General features: G+C 53.6%; 19 protein-coding genes. 5 read left to right on the forward strand and 14 right to left on the reverse strand.

Translation table 11 applies throughout. The features are described 5' to 3' along the window. Window positions 1-8: 8 nt before the first annotated feature. The 3 genes from LB462_RS23055 to LB462_RS23065 form a co-directional block, all read right to left on the reverse strand. Entirely contained in the window at window positions 9-1,124 is a 1,116-nt protein-coding gene (locus tag LB462_RS23055; RefSeq protein ID WP_224512841.1) for an ABC transporter substrate-binding protein, read from the reverse strand. Window positions 1,125-1,167: 43 nt separating this feature from the next. Beyond that, complete coding sequence (locus LB462_RS23060) at window positions 1,168-2,274, reverse strand: ABC transporter ATP-binding protein (protein WP_224512844.1); 1,107 nt, start codon at window positions 2,272-2,274, stop codon at window positions 1,168-1,170. A 126-nt stretch (window positions 2,275-2,400) separates the two neighbouring features. After that, complete coding sequence (locus LB462_RS23065; protein ID WP_224512846.1) at window positions 2,401-3,291, reverse strand: LysR substrate-binding domain-containing protein; 891 nt, start codon at window positions 3,289-3,291, stop codon at window positions 2,401-2,403. A 110-nt stretch (window positions 3,292-3,401) separates the two neighbouring features. Here LB462_RS23065 and LB462_RS23070 point away from each other — a divergent pair, with 110 nt between their 5' ends. Beyond that, complete coding sequence (locus LB462_RS23070; RefSeq protein WP_224512848.1) at window positions 3,402-4,991, forward strand: zinc-binding metallopeptidase family protein; 1,590 nt, start codon at window positions 3,402-3,404, stop codon at window positions 4,989-4,991. 11 nt (window positions 4,992-5,002) lie between these two features. Next, window positions 5,003-5,938 carry a dimethylarginine dimethylaminohydrolase family protein gene (locus LB462_RS23075; RefSeq protein WP_224512850.1) on the forward strand — a complete coding sequence of 312 codons (936 nt, stop codon included), beginning with the start codon at window positions 5,003-5,005 and terminating at the stop codon, window positions 5,936-5,938. Between the two features lie 14 nt (window positions 5,939-5,952). Here LB462_RS23075 and LB462_RS23080 read toward each other — a convergent pair whose 3' ends face one another. Further along, window positions 5,953-6,381: a DUF4864 domain-containing protein gene (locus LB462_RS23080; protein ID WP_224512852.1), complete on the reverse strand. Its 429-nt coding sequence runs from the start codon at window positions 6,379-6,381 to the stop codon at window positions 5,953-5,955. A gap of 157 nt (window positions 6,382-6,538) precedes the next feature. On the opposite strand from LB462_RS23080, the gene LB462_RS23085 reads away from it, so the two are divergent. Then, a complete protein-coding gene (locus LB462_RS23085) occupies window positions 6,539-7,210 on the forward strand; it encodes a pentapeptide repeat-containing protein (protein WP_224512920.1) in 672 nt (223 codons plus the stop codon). Window positions 7,211-7,217: 7 nt separating this feature from the next. Here the strand turns inward: LB462_RS23085 and LB462_RS23090 are convergent, their stop codons facing one another. From LB462_RS23090 to LB462_RS23135, 10 genes are all read right to left on the reverse strand, one after another. Next, window positions 7,218-7,523, reverse strand: a complete 306-nt coding sequence (locus tag LB462_RS23090; RefSeq protein WP_224512854.1) for a hypothetical protein — start codon at window positions 7,521-7,523, stop codon at window positions 7,218-7,220. 265 nt (window positions 7,524-7,788) lie between these two features. Further along, a complete protein-coding gene (locus LB462_RS23095) occupies window positions 7,789-8,892 on the reverse strand; it encodes an FkbM family methyltransferase (RefSeq protein WP_224512856.1) in 1,104 nt (367 codons plus the stop codon). Further along, window positions 8,889-9,842, reverse strand: a complete 954-nt coding sequence (locus LB462_RS23100) for a glycosyltransferase family 4 protein (protein WP_224512858.1) — start codon at window positions 9,840-9,842, stop codon at window positions 8,889-8,891. Before LB462_RS23100 ends, LB462_RS23095 begins: the two co-directional genes overlap by 4 nt. 466 nt (window positions 9,843-10,308) lie before the next feature. Beyond that, window positions 10,309-11,556 (reverse strand): glycosyltransferase family protein, encoded by a 1,248-nt coding sequence (locus tag LB462_RS23105; protein ID WP_224512860.1) that lies wholly within the window; start codon window positions 11,554-11,556, stop codon window positions 10,309-10,311. A gap of 65 nt (window positions 11,557-11,621) precedes the next feature. Continuing rightward, window positions 11,622-12,584, reverse strand: coding sequence for an FkbM family methyltransferase (locus LB462_RS23110; RefSeq protein ID WP_224512862.1), 963 nt, complete (start codon window positions 12,582-12,584; stop codon window positions 11,622-11,624). Continuing rightward, window positions 12,584-13,444: an FkbM family methyltransferase gene (locus tag LB462_RS23115; RefSeq protein ID WP_224512864.1), complete on the reverse strand. Its 861-nt coding sequence runs from the start codon at window positions 13,442-13,444 to the stop codon at window positions 12,584-12,586. The genes LB462_RS23110 and LB462_RS23115 overlap by 1 nt, the downstream gene beginning before the upstream one ends. Before the next feature lie 4 nt (window positions 13,445-13,448). Further along, entirely contained in the window at window positions 13,449-14,681 is a 1,233-nt protein-coding gene (locus LB462_RS23120; RefSeq protein ID WP_224512867.1) for an ABC transporter ATP-binding protein, read from the reverse strand. Continuing rightward, complete coding sequence (locus tag LB462_RS23125) at window positions 14,681-15,466, reverse strand: ABC transporter permease (RefSeq protein WP_224512868.1); 786 nt, start codon at window positions 15,464-15,466, stop codon at window positions 14,681-14,683. Before LB462_RS23125 ends, LB462_RS23120 begins: the two co-directional genes overlap by 1 nt. A gap of 63 nt (window positions 15,467-15,529) precedes the next feature. Beyond that, complete coding sequence (gene gmd / locus LB462_RS23130) at window positions 15,530-16,504, reverse strand: GDP-mannose 4,6-dehydratase (protein ID WP_224512870.1); 975 nt, start codon at window positions 16,502-16,504, stop codon at window positions 15,530-15,532. Window positions 16,505-16,585: 81 nt separating this feature from the next. Next, the gene (locus LB462_RS23135) at window positions 16,586-18,004 is read right to left on the reverse strand and encodes a mannose-1-phosphate guanylyltransferase/mannose-6-phosphate isomerase (RefSeq protein WP_224512872.1); all 1,419 of its coding nucleotides are present in this window, start codon (window positions 18,002-18,004) and stop codon (window positions 16,586-16,588) included. A gap of 511 nt (window positions 18,005-18,515) precedes the next feature. Between LB462_RS23135 and LB462_RS23140 the strand changes: the two genes are divergently transcribed. Together LB462_RS23140 and LB462_RS23145 are read left to right on the forward strand one after the other, a co-directional pair. Continuing rightward, complete coding sequence (locus LB462_RS23140; protein ID WP_224512875.1) at window positions 18,516-18,695, forward strand: hypothetical protein; 180 nt, start codon at window positions 18,516-18,518, stop codon at window positions 18,693-18,695. 286 nt (window positions 18,696-18,981) lie between these two features. Beyond that, on the forward strand, window positions 18,982-20,301 hold the full coding sequence (locus LB462_RS23145) for a glycosyltransferase (protein ID WP_224512877.1): 1,320 nt from the start codon (window positions 18,982-18,984) through the stop codon (window positions 20,299-20,301). The last annotated feature ends 3 nt before the right edge of the window (window positions 20,302-20,304 follow it).

The following is a 20,304-nucleotide window of genomic DNA, read 5'->3' on the forward strand; positions in this document are numbered from 1 at the left end:
AAGAGCGATCAAGCCGAGATGACTTTCGTGTATTCGTCGAATGCCTTGCCGTAATTTTCGGCATACCACTCCATGTCTAGCGGGACCTGCTTGGACATATTGGCAGGATCCACAGGATTGATGCGCTTTTTTTCCGCCGGGATCAGCGCGTCCGTCGCAGGATTTGCCGGGCCCTGGCCGAGCATGTTGAACATCTCGAGCTGTCGTTCCGGCGTCTGCGCGCTGGCAATGAATTTCATCGCATTGTCCTTACCACCGGGATTTCCCTTCATCACGCCGAGAGCGCCGGGAGAAATCAGACCCTGGTCCCAGATGAACTTGATATTGCCGCCGGAATCCTGTTCCAGTAATGAGGCGCGCGTCGACCAGATAAGCGCCATGGAGGCTTCGCCATCCATCAAAACAGACTGGCTTTCCGCGCCGCCGCCCCAATAGGCCACGACGTTTTCCTTGAATGCGGCAATCTTGTCATGCGCACGCTTGAGGTCCAGCGGATAGAGCTTTTCCGGTGCAACGCCATCGGCGAGAAGCGCAGCTTCCCACATTGCCGAACCCCACTTGTAGAGCGATCGTTTGCCGGGAAACTTCTTCACGTCGAAGAAGTCGGCCATGCCGGTTGGTGCCTGGTCGCCGAATTTGGAAGAATCATAGGCGATGATGTACGAGAAGAAATAGGTCGAGGCCGCATGATCCCATCCAAAGCCGGGCCGCATCTTGTTCTTGTCGACGATCTTGTAATCGATCTCTTCCAGCATGCCCTGCTTGCCTAGGGAAATACCGGAGAAGGGATCGATATCCATCAAATCCCAGCTTGGTTTGCCGCTCTTGAACTGGGCAGTGATGGCCCCTTCTGTCGGACCAGAACCATCCATCTTGACCGTGACGCCGCTTTCCTTGGTGAAGGGCTGGCCGTAAGCTTTGTCATAGGCCGTCATGGCGTCGCCGCCCCAGTTGACCAGAACGAGTTCTTTAGCTTGGGCGTAGGAACCGGTTGAACGCAGGAGTGCCGGTGCGCCTGCAAGAAGCACTGCTGCCATCTGTGTGAACCGGCGCCGGCTGATTTCCCCTTTCTCGACCTTGCTGGCGAGTATTTCGAGGCAGTCCTTTTGAAATGCATTATCCATTTTGTTTCCCTCTGGATGTTATTTGGTACAGTCCGAATGCTGCCTAACCTCCATCAGGCAGTAAAAAGCCCTGGTGCACCGGCCATGAAACCCACACATCGGATTGTGGCGCTATCGGCGACGTCGATGCTGTAGGCATCGAAACCGCAAGGCTGGTTCCGCTGCGCGTCCGCAAATGGTACTTGGTCGACGCGCCGAAATAGGTGGCGCCTTCGACCCGGCAGGTGATGGCATTGCAGTCTGATGTTTGCGGCGATGCCGAGATGAACATGTGTTCAGGCCGGACAGCGGCAACGGCTTTCTTACCCGCCAGGGTAATGGACTTGTTGAGGACGATGGTCCGGTCCTCGAATTTGCCTGCGGCGGTTTCGCCATTCAATTCCACGGTGTCGAGTGGCAGAAGATTGATCTCCCCGAGGAACTCGGCGACGAAGCGATTCGACGGACGTTCATACACGTCCTGCGGCTTACCAACTTGCAAAAGCTCCCCATGATTAAAAATGGCGACCCGCGATGATAGCGCGAGCGCTTCGGACTGGTCGTGCGTGACGAAAACGAAGGTCGTGCCGGTCTCCTGGTGCAGGCGTTTGACTTCTTGCTGCATCATTTCGCGCAAGTTCTTGTCGAGAGCCGAAAAAGGCTCGTCCAGCAAGAGAACGGAGGGTTCGAACACCAGAGCGCGGGCCAGGGCCACGCGCTGTTGCTGACCACCGGAAAGCTTGGCCGGCAGCTTCTTTTCGTGGCCAGTAAGACCGACGCGCTCTACGATCTCCGCGACCTTGCGCTTGACATCAGCCGAAGAATGACCCCGCACCTTTAGCGGAAAGGCGATGTTCTGCTCGACGGTCAGATGTGGGAACAGCGCATAACCCTGAAACACCATGCCATAGGAGCGGTCTTCAGCTGGCACATCGGTGATGTCCTTGCCGTCCATCATCAAACGGCCGGTGGTGGGAGCCGTGAACCCGGCAAGGATCATGAGAAAAGTCGTTTTGCCTGAGCCAGAAGGGCCAAGAAGGGTAAGAAACTCGCCCCGACCTATGTCGAGCGAGAGATTTTTCAGCGCATGGAACGCGCCGAACGTCTTGCCAATCGATACAGCCTTGATCTCGGCGGCTTTCGCATCGCCCGGTTGCATGCTTTGAGGCATTGAGACCTCTTTCCCCTGCTTTTGTGAGAAGCCTAGGCACAATCCGCTATCTCGACAATTGAATTATATTGCCGCGATACGTGAATGAAATTCACGCCACTTCGCGAGAGCCCTCATGGCTGTGTTTCACGCGCTGCGGGTTTGCGACAAGCGTGATTTCAACCATTGCGTGAATGCAAGCTGAGCAGCATGATCAATTTTCGCATAGTCCGTGACAAGAAAATAGGACTTCGGTGATTTGATGCTGAGATCGAACGGCCGGATGAGTTGACCAGCTCTCATGGCTTTGCGGCAGGTGAGTTCGTCGCCCATCGCAATTCCTTGCGCAGTGATGGCTGCGGAGTAGACGAGGTTCATATCGGAAAACACAATTCCCCGTTCCGAATCCGGATTGTCGACGTTGGCGAGGGCGAGCCAGCGGGTCCAGTCCTCGAAATCGCCAAGGTGCAGCAACGGCGCGCGCAAGATGTCCTTCGGCTCGGCGATGCCGCCCAGATTGTTGAGAAGAACAGGGCTGCAGAGCGGCGTGAATTCCACCTCGCATAGAAGCTCGACCGATCTATTCGGCCAATTGCCATCACCGAACGCAATGAAGAGATCGACGCTGGCATCGCTGACATCATCGAGCTTGCGCGGCGTTATGATGCGCAGCGCCACATCCGGATATTTCTCCTGAAACTCGGCGATATGGGTGCATAGCCACAACGAAGCGAAGCCCGCCGTGCAGCTAATGCATAGGGAACCGCCAGTACCAGCCGGGCTTTGCCGTTCGCCTGCATCGTCGATGACGATGAGTGCCTTGCGAACATCATTGGCATATTTGCGGCCGCGAGGCGTCAGCGTGACGCCTTTTCCATCCCGCTGCAGCAACTCGAACCCGAGATCGCGTTCGAGCAGCCGCAATTGATGACTGACCGCGCTGCGGGTCAGATGCAATTCTTCCGCCGCACGCCAAACGCTCCCATGTCTTGCGAAGCTTTCCAGCGCGCGAAGTGCCTGGGTGGATGGTATCCGCATCAGACGGTCCTTGTGAGGGAGGGGTGAATAGAATTTGCACGTTTTGAAAAAACATATCACTTTTTGTCCCGCCTTCCAGATGATTATCTCCAGGCAGCGGGAGACAGAATTTGATCACGGCAGCAGCGGCATCGGCATTGAATTTCGTCGACGATCACGAGGTTGATCTGTCGTCCTGGACCCGCACGATCTTCGACTTCGGCGAAACCGCATGGCGCGAATATCAATCGGCCGATTGGTACGTGACGCGGCTGCGTGAAGAGGGTTTTGATGTCGAGGCTGGCTCCGGCGGCATGCCAACGGCATTTTGCGCCCATTGGACGAACAAGGCCGGAACAAATGGCGAGTCGCCGACGATCGGCATGTATGCAGAGTACGATGCGGTGCCTGGCAACTGCCAGGACGCGTCGACGGCGAAGCGGCCACGTTCTGGATTAAGCGAGCACGCGGGCGGCCATACGGATCCGCATTCGGGACTTGGCATATCTGGTCTGGGTGGTCTGCTGGCAACCAAGGCCGCTATGGAAAGGCATGGCATCGCCGGGACGTTGCGCTTTACAGGTGAGCCCGCCGAGAAAGTTCGCGGTTCCAAGCCGATCCACGCCGCCAAGGGCTATTATGACGGGCTGGACGGCATGATCTCGTTCCATCCGTTCTATATGCTGCCTCTGTGCAATACCGTGCGTTGGGACACGCATTGCGGCGCCGCCTATTCGATGATCTATCGCTTCGTCTGCGATCAACCGGAGCGATGGGGTTTGAGCGACGGCGCACCCATCCCGCAGTCTCATTCCGCAGTCCGGGCGCCAGGCGCCAATGACGCGCTGATGATGATGTACATGGCCTCGAAGGCGTTGCGCGATTCCATGCTGCCGCACCAAGGCGGCTGGTCGATCAGCGAAGCGATCCTGACCGCGGGGCAGGCGACGGCCGACAATCTTCCGGCGGGTCTTGCCGAGATCCAGTATATGATGCGTGTACCGACGATTGCCATGGCGGAACAGCTGACCGCAGCGCTCGACCGCAACGCCGAGCATGCTGCGGCGATGACAGGTTGCCGGGTGGAGCGGCACTGGGTTTGCAAGTCACGCCCCGGCCTCGCTAATCACGCTATGGCTGAAATCACCTGGGAAGCACTCAACATTGTCGGCGCGCCGCGCTGGGATGAGACGGCGAAGGCCATTGTCCGGGAAATCCAGATTAATGCCGGTGTCGAGGCAATGGACGAGCCATTCATCGACGAATGCACAAAGCTGATTTCACCGCGGGAGGCAGAAGCAATCCTGCGCCGTGACCTGCCGCCGTCACAGATCAACTCCACGTCAGACGACTATACCGATATGACCTGGCATGCGCCGACAGTGCGTTTCTATGTGGCGCGACCGGCGTTGAAAGCACCCAAGGGATACGCTTATCCAGGCTGGGTGATGAACGCGCTTGGCGGCATTCCGGCGACGATCGATCCGATGGTGGTCTGCGCTGCGAAGACTGTTGCGTTGACAGCCTTGCGCCTGCTTGAGGACGAAGGCGCGCGAAAACTGGCAAGGGATGAATTCATCGAACGGACAGGTGGCGGCGTTGGCGGCTCGAAGTGGATCGCGCCGCTGTGTGATTACGAACCGCCGATCCATTTCCGCTGGCCGGAATATGTAACAACTGCACGCGGGCGCGAGTGGTGGATACCCACCGGCGCACAATAGGAGACAGTCCAATGACACGTCACGCACAGGACTTTGCGGCCGATGCTTTCACACTGAAGCGGCGCAATGCCAATGGCGGCACCAAACCACTCAAAGGCTGGGGGTTTCGCAATGAAACGGATCCGCTAACTGACGTGCTGCTTGGTTCGCCGGCTTTCCTTCGGCATATGGCGACAAGTTCGCTGTCGCGCAAACATTTGCGCGAAGCGCCTTGCAATATCCAGACTGCGCAGGCCCAGCACAAGGAGCTGGTTGCAGCCTACGAACATTTTGGTGTGAAGATCCATTGGCACGAGCCGGAGCCTGAGCTGCCGATGCAGGTCTATTCACGTGATTCGAGTGTGATGACACCGTATGGTGCGATCATCACCGCCATGGCCAACTGGTGGCGTCGCGGCGAGAACTACGCGGCCATCCGCACCTATGAGCGGCTCGGCATTCCGATCTACGACATGGTCACTGCCGGCACATTCGAGGGCGGTGATTTCAACGTCATCGAGGAGGGCTGTGTGCTGATCGGTTGCGGCGGCGCACGCACGCAGGAGGAGGGCGCCCGGCAGGTAGAAGACTGGTTCCGCAAGGAGGGCTGGGAGACGCGCCTTGCGTTTATCGACGAATATTACGTCCACATCGATTTGATGGTTGTGCCGATCGCGCCGAAGCTTACTGCGGTTTGTCTTGCCTGCACCGAGCCGGCTATCGTCGACTGGCTGAGATCCAAGGGTCACGAGATCATCGATGTACCATTTCAGGATACGATGAATCTGGGCTGCAACTTCATGTCGCTCGGCAAGGACCGCGTTATCGCACCGACATCAAGCAAAACGCTGATCGAGAAACTGCGGGCAACAGGTTTCGAAGTTGCTGCGGTCGATATGAGTGAAATCTCTAAAACCGGTGGTGGTATTCACTGCATGGCACAGGCGCTTTTGCGGTCACCGGAATAGGAATCGCAGACTATTTAGATGGCGGGGCCGGGCGCGGATTGAACAATCTGGACACCGTTGATCTTGTAGGTGCCGTCTGGCTGTTTCACGAGTTGATAAATGGCAGTCCAGTCCTTGCCATCTGGCCCAGTGATCAGGACCTCCTGGATCACCTGATCGCCGGCGATCTTGTTTCGTCCGAAGGCGAAATTGCCTGGCCGATAGACAGGTTGGTAGGCTCTTTTGACCATCTCAAAAAAGAGGGATTCATTGAGGAACTTGCCCTGTATCTCTGGCGAAGCGAAAGAGAACGCGGTACTCGCATCGTTTTTGAGAAAGGCTTCTATTTGCTGTTTTATGACCGATTGAGCCGTTTCGACAGCCTCATCGGAAAAAGCAATCGCAGGCACAGCGAATAATAGCAATGCGCCGACCGCCAATCTCAAGCAAAACGCTCTACCCATATCCTTCCTTCGCGATAAGTCCTCTTCACCGGACCTCTCGTCACCAATATACGCTTTTCACGATCACCCGGAATTGAATTTCCGCCGGCAAAGCGCCATTCTGCCAACTATGAGGAGAGTCGCAGCAATGCAAATAGTAAGGTGTCTGGCTTTCGCGATGGTGTTTTCAGCGTCTGTATCTCCATTTGGATACGATCCAGCTGTAGCAGCAGATTGTGGCAGTATGGCTTCGCCAGGCCTGGACTGGAGTGAGTGCAACAAGAAAAGCATCATCATTCCGGGGAGTAATCTGGAGGGGGCCAACCTGACTGGAACCGATTTCAATGCAACGGATCTAGGCAATTCCAACTTGACGTCTGCAAATTTCGAAAAGGCCAGCTTGATGCGGGCGTCTTTGGCGGGTGCCAAAGCCGAGAATGCCAACTTCTCAAGGGTTGAAGCCTATCGATCAAGTTTCACCGGCATTTCTGCCGATGGCGCATCTTTCGCCAGCGCGGAATTTCAGCGCGCCGATTTCAGCGGAGCAAGCCTCAAGAAAGCAAACTTTGAGAAAGCGGAACTGGGGCGTGCGAATTTCCAAAAGGCTATATTGACGGACGCGCGGTTTTGGCTTGCCAACCTCTCGCGTGCCGACCTGACGGGCTCTACCATCGAGGGTAAACCGGTGTTCGAAGGGGCATTCATGTTTCGCACCAGAATAGAAGGTCTGGACCTGTCAGCTGCGCAGGGCCTGCAACAGCCACAAATCGACCTCGCGTGTGGCGATACGTCGACAAAGCTGCCGGCTGGACTGTCTACTCCCGGCAGTTGGCCATGCTCGGCTGATTGAGAAGCCACTAGAGTTGATCATTATAAGGTTCTTTTGTTTCTCCAACGAGTTTGGCCAGTTCTGAGAACGACCACGGTTTTTCTGCTCCGGTATCGTTGGCGACCTGGAGGACCCTGATAGGAAAGCAAACCGCATCGCGGTTCGACGGCGTAAGGCCGTCAGCAAAACGATTATCCCCGTGAGCTGTGGCCTCGGCTTTATGAAACGCGACGTCCAGCTCTTCTTGCGAAATAAGCCCCTTGGCCACGAGCAACCGGTTTATCGATGCAATGGCGAGACAGAGACCTTCAATTTGCAGATTGGCTGCGTTCATGGCTGGTCCTCCTGGTTGAATTCGCTCAACGTTTGGAAGCGCAATTCGATCCAATTCAAAGGAGCTAATCTCGGCGACATGGTCCGTGAGGAACAAGTGAGGCCCAGATAGCCCATTTTGGTTGGACTATACTGAGCCTCGTGTCAGGGTACTTTTTGGAACTTGTCCAATGCCACCCTGGCAGAGGTGAAACGCGCAATGAGCGCGATGGTTCCAAACTTTTTCAATGTGCTCACCATCTTGCATGGTGAACTGCAAGAAAATCCTATGCTATTCGTGGATTCACCCAATACTGACCGCCATCTCGCGTGGTCCAGCCGGTAATTTCCTGCCTGTCCTGAACATAGTGGAAAGCTGTGGGTCTCTCCCGCACGAGTTTCCATCCGTTATTGTGAAACAGTTCAAGCAGTTCGCCTTCGATCTTCCTGGAATGGGTTCCGATAAATATGCATCGGACCTGTCTATTCAGAACATCCATTGATGAGGAAAGGACAATGTGTTCCATTCCCTGAATATCGACATGGACCAAGTCCGTAACACCCTGCGGCAATAAGTCAGCGATCCGGTACCCTCTAACCTCCTCGTGATCGACTGCGCGCCCCACATAATCAACATCCACCATATGCGTTTCAGTTCGACCGCCGTTTTCTCCAGCGTTGGCAACTTTCGGAAAATAGAGCGTGCACTCTTCGGATGCGACAGCTCCATTGATCAGGTTGACGTGTATGGAATCTTTTGAAATGCCATTCTCGGCAAGATGACCATCTATGAGGCTAAACAGGTACTTGCTCGCCTCCACGGCCGTTACGGAGATGTCCTTGCGCCCGGATCTTGCTGCAATAACAGCGGAAAAACACGTCCACGGGGCGTAAGACGCACCAAATTCTGCCACGGTGAACGAGCCGGCCGGAGCTCGTTCAAGCGCATCAAGTGTCGCAAAATATTCGATAGCTTCAGCGCGGAGTTGATCGTCTGGAATTGGTGGCGAAGCATTTACTGTACCCGCCATATGGGACGCCCACGGATGAAGGTCTGCACTGGTCCGAATCCCGAAATAGTCAATAATCTTGCCTTGCTGGGGGGCAGATGGCGCGGAGTATTTGGCAAAAAGTGCAGCGTCCTGTTCTTCCCATCCTCCAAAGAAATCATCGCCGAGAGTAGCGCGAGCTTTTCTGGCTTGTTGTAAGCGGGTATCTGACGAAGCCTGAGCCTTTTTCGAGGATAATTTTAAGAAATTGAACATGTTCTCCCGCCTAACGTTAAAATTGATGGCCATGACTTTGCGTTGGCTGACATTTCTTCTCGATACCTTGCCGCAGAACAAGCCAATAGATGGCTTCAACTGCCGATGGATAGCGTCAAATGTCAATCGCCGACGGGGTTCGCGGTGCCAATGCCAAGCAATGCCTCGGCCCTACCAAACACGGTCCCCGCCGTGTTCTCCCACCTCGGGGCGTTATACTCTTTTCCGATACGCTTTTCCGCTTCCGACAATGCTTTGGGATTGTTGAAGTACCATTCAAGGCGCTCGGCCCATTTTTCAACATCCCACGGATCGAGGTACTCAACGAGATCGCCGCCAGCTTCCGGGATGGAGGCGACATTCGAAGCGAGACAGAATTTGCCTGCAGAAAGGCTTTCGGCGACGGCCAGGCCCCAACCCTCGTATAAAGATGGAAAAACTGTGAAAAGCGCGTTTTTATAAAGCCAGGTCAAATCCGCATCACTCACATTTGTAAGCATTTCAACGCGATTCTTTACACGCCCATCAAATCGCAGATCGGCCAGAAAGTCATTTACGCCCCAGCCCGGCATGCCGACGAACACCAGTTTCGGCAAGTTTTTAACGCCTTTATCGACAAGGCGCGTATATGCACGATAAAGCGTTTCGTGATTTTTCCGACGCTCGATCGTCGAAACGAAAAGGATGAAGCGATCACCGACTGCTTCCTTCGTGTGGTGGGAAACGTCAGAATCGTTCGATGCTGGAAGGTGGCTGCCAAGCTTGATAACGGTTGTCTCGGGTACAGGTGTCCCGAGTTCGTTCAACAGGGCCAGCAAGTCGCGTTTGCTGCATTCGGAAATGCTCACAAATTCGTCGGCACACCAAGCAAGATCGGCGAAATAATGCGCAAACTTTGCAGCGACATCGCCAACGCAAAGATGAGGGTATTTGACCGGGATCACATCGTAGCAACAGAATATTGCTCTAAAGCCCAAAAGTTCTTTCTGTTCAGCGATATAAACGAGGTTTTTCTGATCCCAATCCAGGCCAAGTGATATGTAGACGTCTCCCTTGGAGAATGGGGCGTTCGCCATGTCGGGTGTCAAACGTGCTAGTAGCGGAGCGGTTCGGCCCACCGGACGGCGCAGGGCACCAAAAGCTCTTCGGAACTCCCGGAGGCCGTTGATACCTGCCTCTGCAGCTTCGCGTCTGAGGGACAGGGAACGAAAGATAGATTCGCCGATGCCGCGCGGTAGCTTGCTCAAACCACGCTTAACGACTATCGCCAGTCGAATAATCAGGGGGAGAGCAGGGCGGGCGAGTGTGCCATCCATCGCCGGTGATACAACGGGAGTCTGGTGAGCGTGGCCAATCCTGTCAATTGTCTGCCTTACGTCGGAGGCTGGGACCTTTATATAACCCGCATGACGATCAAAGCGGCAGAATTCGACCCCCGACCCTAATTGGTCGAGCGCATATTTGGCACATTCCGCCTCGACCCTGATAACGCCAACAGCTGGTCGATTCCACTGAAGTATCGACGTAACATCAAACCAGATTTTACTCACTACGCACCTTTTCGCGTTTCAGTTTGTCAACCATCGCTGGCAAAGGAGCCAGACAAACGTCCCAGCGCAGGCTTTGACGAAGTTCCGATTGTTGAGAGCCAGCCTGCAATGGCACGGCTCGCGGGCGAGCAAGGACATCCTTAACCGCGCGTTGAAATTCCTTTGCATTGGCTCCCACGATCACTTCCGGGAGTTCAACAAACGATTCAAAGCCCCTGAAGGCAGATGGTGTGCCGACAACGTACGCGCCGGAGTACAGAGCTTCGGCGGTCTTGATATTCGAGCCGCCGCCGAAGGGTATTGGCAGGATAAAGCCATGCGCCAACGATTTAACCGCAGCAAGATCACGATCGGACAGTGTGAACAACAGTTGCAGTCGCGACAGATTCAAGGTCGACCATTTCGTATTGCTCATAACTTGATAAATGTGCTCGGTCACGCTGCCTGCAATGACCAGCCTGCTGGTTGGAGGAAAGCATCCAAGGGATTCTCCAAAAACTTGCGCGAAACCGGTAAAATTGGGCGGATGCGCGCTCGCCACATAGAGAAGCCAAGGGTGCTTCGGGAGCTTCTGGCGCCACTCTGCAATGGCGTCCTCGTCGGCTTGCCAGGGTTCGATGCCGTTCGGCAACAATTTGACATTCTTCACGCCCCAGCTCGTCAAGACGTCGACCTCTTCCTGCGTTACGGCAACAGTCAAGTCGGCTTCCCCTGCTGCCTTCCGCTCGAGCTGATCGACCGCCTCAATGGCATCTTCACACTCCACGATATTCCAATCATTGAAGATGCCGCGCTTCAGCGGAGCCTCAATGTTTTGCGAACCATAGACAAGGAACGATGAAGAATATTTTGGGCTTTCCCGCAGTGCCTTGGCCAGTGGCCACAGCCACGGCTGTTCAACGTGGATTACATCAATACGATCTGGAATGTTCGCGAGGATTTGCGGCAACGCGCCATCCTCACTGCTTGCAAATGCTCCAGAAGCGATATCCGTAACGAACGGAAGGTTCTGGCCATTGAACAGCCTGTAGGAGCTATCGGCGGGAAATCCGACGTCACGAGGCCCGGTATTCCATTTCGGGTAAGCCTCTTCCGGGTATACGGCGAGGGGAACAACGCTCCACCCCGCGTTCTCATAGACACGCTTGATATTCAACAGCCGCACTTCGCCACCATGTTTGGGCGCGACGAGCGGATACGTGCTGAGGATAAGAACCGTGCCTTTGGGCGAGGTAGACATTGGATTTCCCATGTTCAATATAGCTGGTTGCAGCTGAGAGACACCTTGCAACCGAATCACTGCTGCTATAGGCGAAATAATCGCATGAATCTACGATATGGATATGTCACTTTCCAAGACCAGCTCTTGTAAATAGCCTCCAGCTCATGGGCTTTTACTGACACTAGTTCTTCAAGTTCACTGTTCTTGAGTTCGCTTTTCGAAACAACATTCATCAAGTCAAATATCTCGATAACCTGTTTGTTCTGTTGCTGTTTCAGATCGGATATCTCGATGTTTTGCGTGGCAAGAAGTTTTTCTAGCTCTTCTGCGCGTTTGTTAACAACTGTGGCGACACTCGTTTGAGCTGTTCCAGAAATCGCAAAATCGTCGAAAATATTCGGCCCCACACCAAAGGCCTTCTTTAGATCGAGACGTTCTGATGAGACATAATAGCGGCTTAGCCCGTCGAAATGAGCGAACTCATAACCTATACCGAGCAGTATCGGCTCCCAACATTCATGCGAAGGTATCTGCGAATTGGGCTTGGTACTCTCCATCACTACAATCCAAGGCTTTGCGCTGGACGGCAGCCAACTTTCCAGAACGGATTGCTCCATTCCTTCCACGTCGATTTTGAGCCAATGAATTTCACGCGGGCCGACATGTTCGAACAGTTTGTTGAGCGCCATCAATGGCACCGTGGTTTCTACAATTTTGACGCCATTCGCCCTGTGCAATTCTGCTACTGCCAAATCCCCGGTACTCAATCCGGTTTCAGGAATCTCGAAAAAGGCGATTTCTCCCTCTCCATTTCCTATCGCTGATTGCACAACTTCTTCGTCAGGGCGGTTGGCGCGTAATTTCCCGGCATAGGTCGCCGTTGGCTCCACATGCAGCCCGCGCCAACCTTTCTCATAGAATCCGCGGCTGACGGAATCGATGACCGGATCCTGTGCGCCTATATCGATGTAGAAGCCGTTCTCTAAATGTTTGAGGGCACGCCAAAGGATCACATCCTCGAAATTTTGTGCGTATGAAATGAACATCAAAGCTCCGGGAACAATGAATTACGTGCCGTATTGCGACTAATTTCAGGAAATTTCAAACGAGCATCCTGTTCGAAGAAACTCGCAACGATGAGACCATCGCCGCTAAATGATTCTTGAACATCGTGCTCCACAAAAATTGTGCCGCCCAAGCGGGTCACTGCAGCCACACAATCTTTGTGAGTTGTCTTCGAACCCGAAATTGAACTGTGATGCGTTGAGACAACGAGAAAACGAACTAGATTTCTTGAAACGGCGGAGTGCATCGACTCCAGAAAGGCAAGTTCTGCACCTTGCACATCCAAGTGCAAAACTTCGATTACGTCATCATTGCAAAGCGTAACCAGGTGGTCCATATCAAAACACGGCAAGGTAACATCTTGCTTCTTGCTCTCAGCACGAAATGTAAGTTGATCAGCGTAGGTGCCACCGATCCAGGCGTTGTGAAAATCCACGCGGTTCTGCAGACTGTTTAACGACGCATTTTTCTGCCCGACCTGAAGATTAAGGGAATCGGGTTCGACGCAAATTGCCCGGGAGCCAGGAACGTCTTTCAAATACCAAAGGCTATAATAAGCCCAGAAAGCTCCAAGTTCGACGACTAATGAGTTGTGGCGCGAGAACCGCACAATGCTGTCAAAAATGAGCTCCTCTTGTGGCTCGTGATGTCCCCGTAGAGCTCGTATGACGTGTGCCATCCAATCGCCGTAATAACCGCCAGCGACGACCTTGAGACCATTGTGCATGATCTGAACCGGACCACCTGAGGTTTCAATTATCGTGCCTGCGTCAGAAACTTTGCGGATAGTTTCTGCATCGGTGCAATTGATGGTCATGAGGGTACGGCCAAGCAAATCCATCGGATCAACCTCTCACTATTTCGATCTGCGCATTAAGAGCCGATGAGCCCACAAAGATCGGCCGAGTTGTATTGACGACGTCAAAAACCACGACGTTGTCCTGCCATTCATAGTTGGCGTCGAGATGCGTGTCTGATCCCGTGACTGCCGTCGAAAAACCATAAGAGCCCGGACCAAGATCGCAGCTAAACGCAATATCAAAATGCAATTTTTGGCCAACGGCTGGTTTCTCAAGGATTTGGCGTGTATGCCAAGTGTTCGTCCCCCAAATGATATGCCCGGTACGATCTCGCAGCATCAGCCCGAGGACAAGCTTTGGCAGCTGCTCCTTCACTTCGACATCGACGCGCAGAATCAGTTTCTGACCCACGACTGCAGTGCTAACCGGCGTCAATGCCTTGGCATCCAAGAGTTGGACACTAGCGGCAAACGCCTGAAACGTACCTGAGCGTGTGTGCAGCCAACCCTTGTCATTGCGCTTTTGTTCAACGGAAAGTTTGGCGTTCTCCCGGTCGGCGATCATCGCATTGTAGAAGTCGACAACTTCATCGGGATCACCATCCTTCAGGACGGTACCTTTGTCCAAGAGGATAACTCGGTCACACAAAGCACGCACGTCGCCCAGACCGTGGGTCACGAGGAGAATAGACGAGCCCTGCGCCTTGAACTGCCGGATACGATCGAAACTTTTGTGCTGGAAGTAACTGTCGCCAACCGAAAGTACCTCATCGACGATAAGGACGTCGGGGCGCTTTGCCGTGGCAAGCGCAAATGCCAAGCGTGCCATCATTCCGCTTGAGTAGACACGAATCGGTTGATCGAAAAATTCACCGATCTCGGCAAAATCTTCAATAGCAGGCATCATTTCCGTGAGTTCCTGCTGTGAGAACCCCATAAGGCCTCCGGCCTGATAAATATTTTGTCGCCCGGTAAACTCGGCATTAAATCCGAGACCCAACTCCAGTATTGCACTGATACGTCCATTTACACTGATCGTACCTTCAGTAGGGCGCACCGTACCGGTAACCATTTTAAGTATCGTGCTTTTGCCTGCACCATTCTGGCCAATCAGCGCGACAGCTTCACCCTGCATCACCTGAAATGAAATGTTCTTGCTCGCCAGGAATTCGCTTGTGGGTGCGATAGATGCGCCGAACCAGTTTGCAAAGCGCTGGAGGTTGCTCCTGTAGGTTGCATAGCACTTGGTAACATTGGAAACGTTAAGGACAACAGACATCAAAGAGCATCCACAAGATCAGGGCTGGCACGCCGGAAAACGACGAACGATAAGGCTACGGCTATCGCGCCAAAGAAAACGGCAGGCCACAGACCTACCCATGATGGCCCTTGATTGAGAAGCAGCGCGTCCTGATAGAGACCCACCAGCGGAGTCATCGGATTGAGTTCGATAAATGGAAGGAACTTCGGGGGGATAACCGATTTCAGATAGACAATCGGCGTAAACCAGAACCACAACTGCATGAAAACACTCATGAACTGCGCGATGTCGCGCGCAAACACATTGAGAACGCCCAGGAAGACACCAATGCCGAAAGCAAGTATCGAAATAATCGCCATACCCGGGATCAGGTAAAACCAGGCGAGACCCGGAAAATGTCCAAAAAACATGAAGATGACCAGAATGGCCGCCAGCAGAAGAACGTGATTGATCAACGCGCTTCCCAAAACAATAACCGGCAGGCACAACCGGGGAAACGAGATCTTTTTCATCGCAGAACCCTGTTCGATGAAAATATTCAGACTGCGGTTCAAAATTTCGCTGAAGAGCCCCCACGCCGCCATTCCTGACAGGAGGTAAATTGGATAGGCCGCCTGGTTGTCGATATTGGGCATGCGCGCCCGCATTACTTCTGCAAGGACGATGGAAAATATGAGTGACTGCGCGAGCGGATGCAGAATGAACCAGAACGCACCCAAGCGCGATCTGGCAAAACGGCCACGAAGATCCCCACGAATTGAGGCCAGGATAAAATGGCGATAGCGCCATACGCTTTGCAGCATATCAATTGCCTCCTACGGCGCTGTAGTTGGCCGCGGCCAATTGCACGCATGCACGACGTTCATTCATTTGGTCAATCGCTTCAAATCGGCTTCGACCATTTCAACGATCATGTCTTCGAGCGATATCTTCGGTTCCCAGCCGAATTTGTCCTTGGCCTTCTTGGGATTGCCCAAAAGGACATCGACTTCCGCCGGGCGAAACAGGGCAGGGTCGATGATGAGGTGATCGTCGATGTTCAGGCCCGCATGGCTAAAGGCGATCTCGCACATGTGGCGAACAGTGGTGGTGCGGCCCGTTGCAATGACATAATCGTCGGCAACGTCTTCCTGCACCATCATCCACATGGCACGAACATAGTCCTTGGAATGACCCCAGTCCCGCTTGGCGTCGATGTTGCCAAGGCGCAGTTCCTTGGCAAGGCCAAGCTTGATGCGTGCGACGGCATCGGTGACCTTGCGCGTGACAAACTCGATGCCGCGCAGCGGCGATTCATGATTGAACAGAATACCGCTCGAGGCATGAAGCCCGAAGCTTTCCCGATAATTGACCGTCAGCCAGTGACCATAGAGCTTGGCAACCGCATAGGGCGAGCGTGGATAAAACGGCGTGGTTTCGGACTGCATCGGCTCCTGGATGAGCCCATACATCTCCGAGGAAGAAGCCTGGTAGAACCGGGCATCGGGTTTTTCCAGTCGCACGGCCTCAAGCATGTTGGTGACGCCGAGCGCCGTAACCTGACCGGTCAGGAAAGGCTGCTGCCAGGACGATTTGACGAATGATTGTGCGGCAAGATTATAGACCTCGTCGGGCTTGACCTCCTTCATCGTGCGAAGCAGCCCGGAAAGGTCGAGCAAATCGCCGTCGACGATGTGAACATCGTTCTCGATCCCCAGCCATTCGAGCCGGGTCAGGTTCACTTCCGAGGTACTGGAACGCCGTGCCAGACCATGAACCTCATAGCCCTTGTCCAACAGAAGCTGCGCAAGATATGCACCGTCTTGTCCCGTTATGCCTGTTACCAATGCTTTCTTGGCCAACTAATCTCTCCGTCGTTGCAATCACGTCAGCGAATTGTTTCGTCCGCCGCCAGTGAATCAAATATATTGTCTATTCCAGGATTATTGCCGTCCGTATACATCTTCAAACCGGATGATGTCATCCTCGCCGAGATAATCCCCGCTTTGTACCTCGATCATCACAAGACGCATGATTCCGGGATTTTCAAGGCGATGTTTATGGCCGCAAGGAATATAAGTCGATTCATTCGTGGCAAGGATCAGCTCTTGGTCGCCGTTGACGACTTTCGCTGTTCCGCTGACAACCACCCAATGCTCCGATCTGTGATGATGCATCTGAAGGCTCAGGCTAGCACCGGGTTTGACTTCAATGCGCTTGATCTTGAACCGCTGACCCTCTTCAAGGGTTGTATAGGTGCCCCACGGGCGATGAACCGTTCGATGCAGACTATGCGCCTCATGGCCGTTCGCCTTTAACTGGGCAAACAGTTGCTTCACGTTTTGTGTATGATCCTTATGTGCAACCAAAACAGCATCTGCGGAATCGACGATCACCAGATCTTGGACCCCGACGGTGCCGACTAGCCTGTCGCCGCTGCTCTGGATAAAGCAATTTTCGGTCGCAATGAGAACGGTGTCGCCATTGATCCGGTTTCCGGACTCGTCCGGCTCGATCAGTTCGGAAATTGCGTTCCAGGAACCGATGTCCGTCCAGCCGATATCGCAGCCAACCATGGCGACATTTTCGGCTTTTTCGAGAACCGCATAGTCGATGGAATTTTTGGGAACCTGCGCGAACAGATCGCGATCGAGGGCCACCTGTGTTCCACTTGCTGCGCTGGATTGGTGCGCTGCGAGCAGACTCTTGCGGCATTGATCGAGGATGTCGGGGCAATGTTGCTGCATCAATCCGATCATGGTTCCGGCTGAAAAGCAGAACATGCCTGAATTCCAGTAGAATTGTCCCGATGCGACATATTCCTTTGCCCGCGCGAGGTCGGGTTTTTCGACAAAGCGGACGACATTTTGTCCATCTGCTTCGATATAACCGTAGCCAGTCTCGGGAAACTCAGGATTGATCCCGAACGTCACAAGACGCCCACTCGATGCGAGGTCAATTGCCCTTACGGCGGCGGCACGAAAAGCGTCGAGATCTCTGATCATGTGGTCGGCGGGGAAAAGGATGATAATCGCATCGTCGCCGTAGGCCTGCTGAACATGCAGCGCGGCGATGGCGGTGGCAGCTGCGGTGTCGCGCCCCATCGGCTCGAGCAGGTAGGTGCATGCAATGTCTGAATCGTTAATTTCCCGGTACTCGTCCTCAGTCTTGAAAAAGAGTTCGCGATTCGTAATGGTGAGGATCTGCTCTACGTCCGGTAGCAAAGCCGCCCGCAGGAAGGCATGCTGAAGCAGGCTCTTGCCATCGCCTAGCTTAATGAAAGGCTTCGGATGGGCCTCGCGCGACACTGGCCACAACCGTGCCCCTGCGCCACCACTCATTATGGTTGGAATGATCTTCATGTAGTCTACTCCGGGATACTTCCGCGCGTTTCCAGTTACTCCGGCTCGGCATTGTCGGAGGCGCGCTTACAATCACAAGATGGCCGTTTGGGGTAGCAAACTAAACTGGAAAGAATTTTGGGGTCATCTTTCCGGCACCCGTCATTTGGACAATAAATTTAAGTCGGTGCTGCATGCGGGGAATCTTACTTCTGATTGGCATATAGCGAGACCTCTGATTATTAATGGTTGAAACTCCATAAGAGGTTCGCCTGTGACCACAATTTTCGATGTCGCCCGTCTATTCGTTTTGAAAGCCCTTGACAACCACTGAGACCTAAAAGCCTGGAAAAGAGCGCGCTCGCTCGTTCTTTTCTCGCGATTGCATGGCCCATTCTGCTGCCATTTCGGCGCCGGCGATCCCAAGGATTGTCCAAAAGGCGAGGAGTATCAGCCGATATGATGGGGCGGGTGATAATGGACTCGATGGTTGCGTTGTGGTCTCCTATATCGCCAATCATAGGAGTCATTTATGACAGACACGATTGAAGTTGAACCCAACCAATCCTTGAAAATCGAGCGGAAAAAAAGCTACCGCGCGGTCAGGGCGGCGAAGCGCGAAAATGTCAGCCAACCGGATCAAATCAATTATGATATGGCACCGTTGGAAGGCCCGGTTATTTATTTGAAGCATATCGTAAGCGATCGTTAATCCGGACGTTTGTACAAAGGCAACCGATGGCTTTCAAAGCTCAGCCTTCTGTGTGGTTCACTTCGGTTGCGAGTGCTCTTGCAAAGCGCCTATTTCGCATTTCATAGTTAGACGGACATCGCTCGCAATCAGTCCCATGCTTGGGGAGCCAGATCCGGTTGAAGCAGATCAGCCCTGCTACCCCTACCTCACCAGACTTGACATAGACGGTAACTCCGTTGATCACCTAACGGACGTTGCGTTTGTCGGACGCGATAGGTTTAAGGGCAGGGGGCCGGGTTCCCATATGAACGAAGGCGGCGACAGAGACAGCGTCTCGGCGGTTAGAAACTGGAGTGCCAGGATCGCCGCCTTCCCGGGTTTTCGCGATGCGGTTCGTCCCAGCTGGGATTCGACGTTCTCCCGCCTACGACCACGATTAGCCAAAATCAGACAGAAAATATTACAAGCATTCAAGAAATATGTACTTCGACCATTGAAACCCTTTCCAAAGCGAAAAGGTGTCTTGTTCATTGGATATGTGGAAGCCGGGTTAGGTCTGGCGGAATCGTTGCGTGGGTTAGTGTCAGCTGTGGCTCAACGGCGGATGGATTTTGGTATCTACCCTTATCGCGTGGGAGTCGAATCCCGCATCACTGGCGAGTTTATGCCGGAACGATACGATCGCGACCATCGCTACGACATTAGCGTGACCGAAGTCACTGTCGATCAACTGGCGACGGTATTTGCATACATAGATCCGCGGTTGACCACTGGCAGCTACCGCATATTGCGAACCTATTGGGAACTTCCGCAAGCTCCTAAAGAATGGGCGCCTCTGTTGAGCCAGATCAACGAAATGTGGGTACCCAATCAATTTGTTCACGATGCGTTCAAAGGTATTTTCTCTGGCCCAATCACCATCATTCCTCCCTGCGTCGTTGTCAAAGACGCCGATTACCCTGATCGTGAGTCATTGGGAATGGACGAGAAGCGCTTCTATTTCCTGTTTTCATTCGACTACTTTTCGTCCCCGCACCGCAAAAATCCACTGGGCGTCCTTGAAGCATTTCAAAAGGCATTTCCCGATCGGGATGACAACGTCGGATTGATAATTAAATCGACGGGCGCCGAAACGCATCACCCTGATATCAAGGAGAAAATCCGTCTTGCTGTCGAAGTCGATCCAAGGATCAGGGTGATAGACACGACGATGTCGAGACGAGAAGTGCTCGGTTTGATCCGCGCTTGTGACTGCTATGTGTCCCTCCATCGTGCCGAGGGCTTTGGGCTTGGCATGGTCGAAGCGATGACATTTGGAAACGTGGTAGTAGGCACCGACTTTTCCGGCAGCAAAGACTTCCTCTCTGAGGCAACTGGCTTTCCGATTGCCTATGACATGAGACCGGTCGAGCCTCATGAATATATATGGTCTGAAAATCAATTTTGGGCCGAGCCCCGAATGGAGTCCGCCGTTGAGGCATTCAAGCTCGTATTCGGTGATCGAGAGCTCCGTGAACGCAAGGCCGCAGCTGGGAAGATCCTGGTAGACGAAAAATACAGCAAAGTATCGGTAGGAGCGGCAGTTGAAAGCCGTATCCGCGAGATCACTCGTTCACGCCAATGAACT

Origin of the sequence: Phyllobacterium chamaecytisi (genome assembly GCF_020164455.1) — a bacterium.
GTDB classification, from domain to species: Bacteria; Pseudomonadota; Alphaproteobacteria; order Rhizobiales; family Rhizobiaceae; genus Phyllobacterium; species Phyllobacterium chamaecytisi.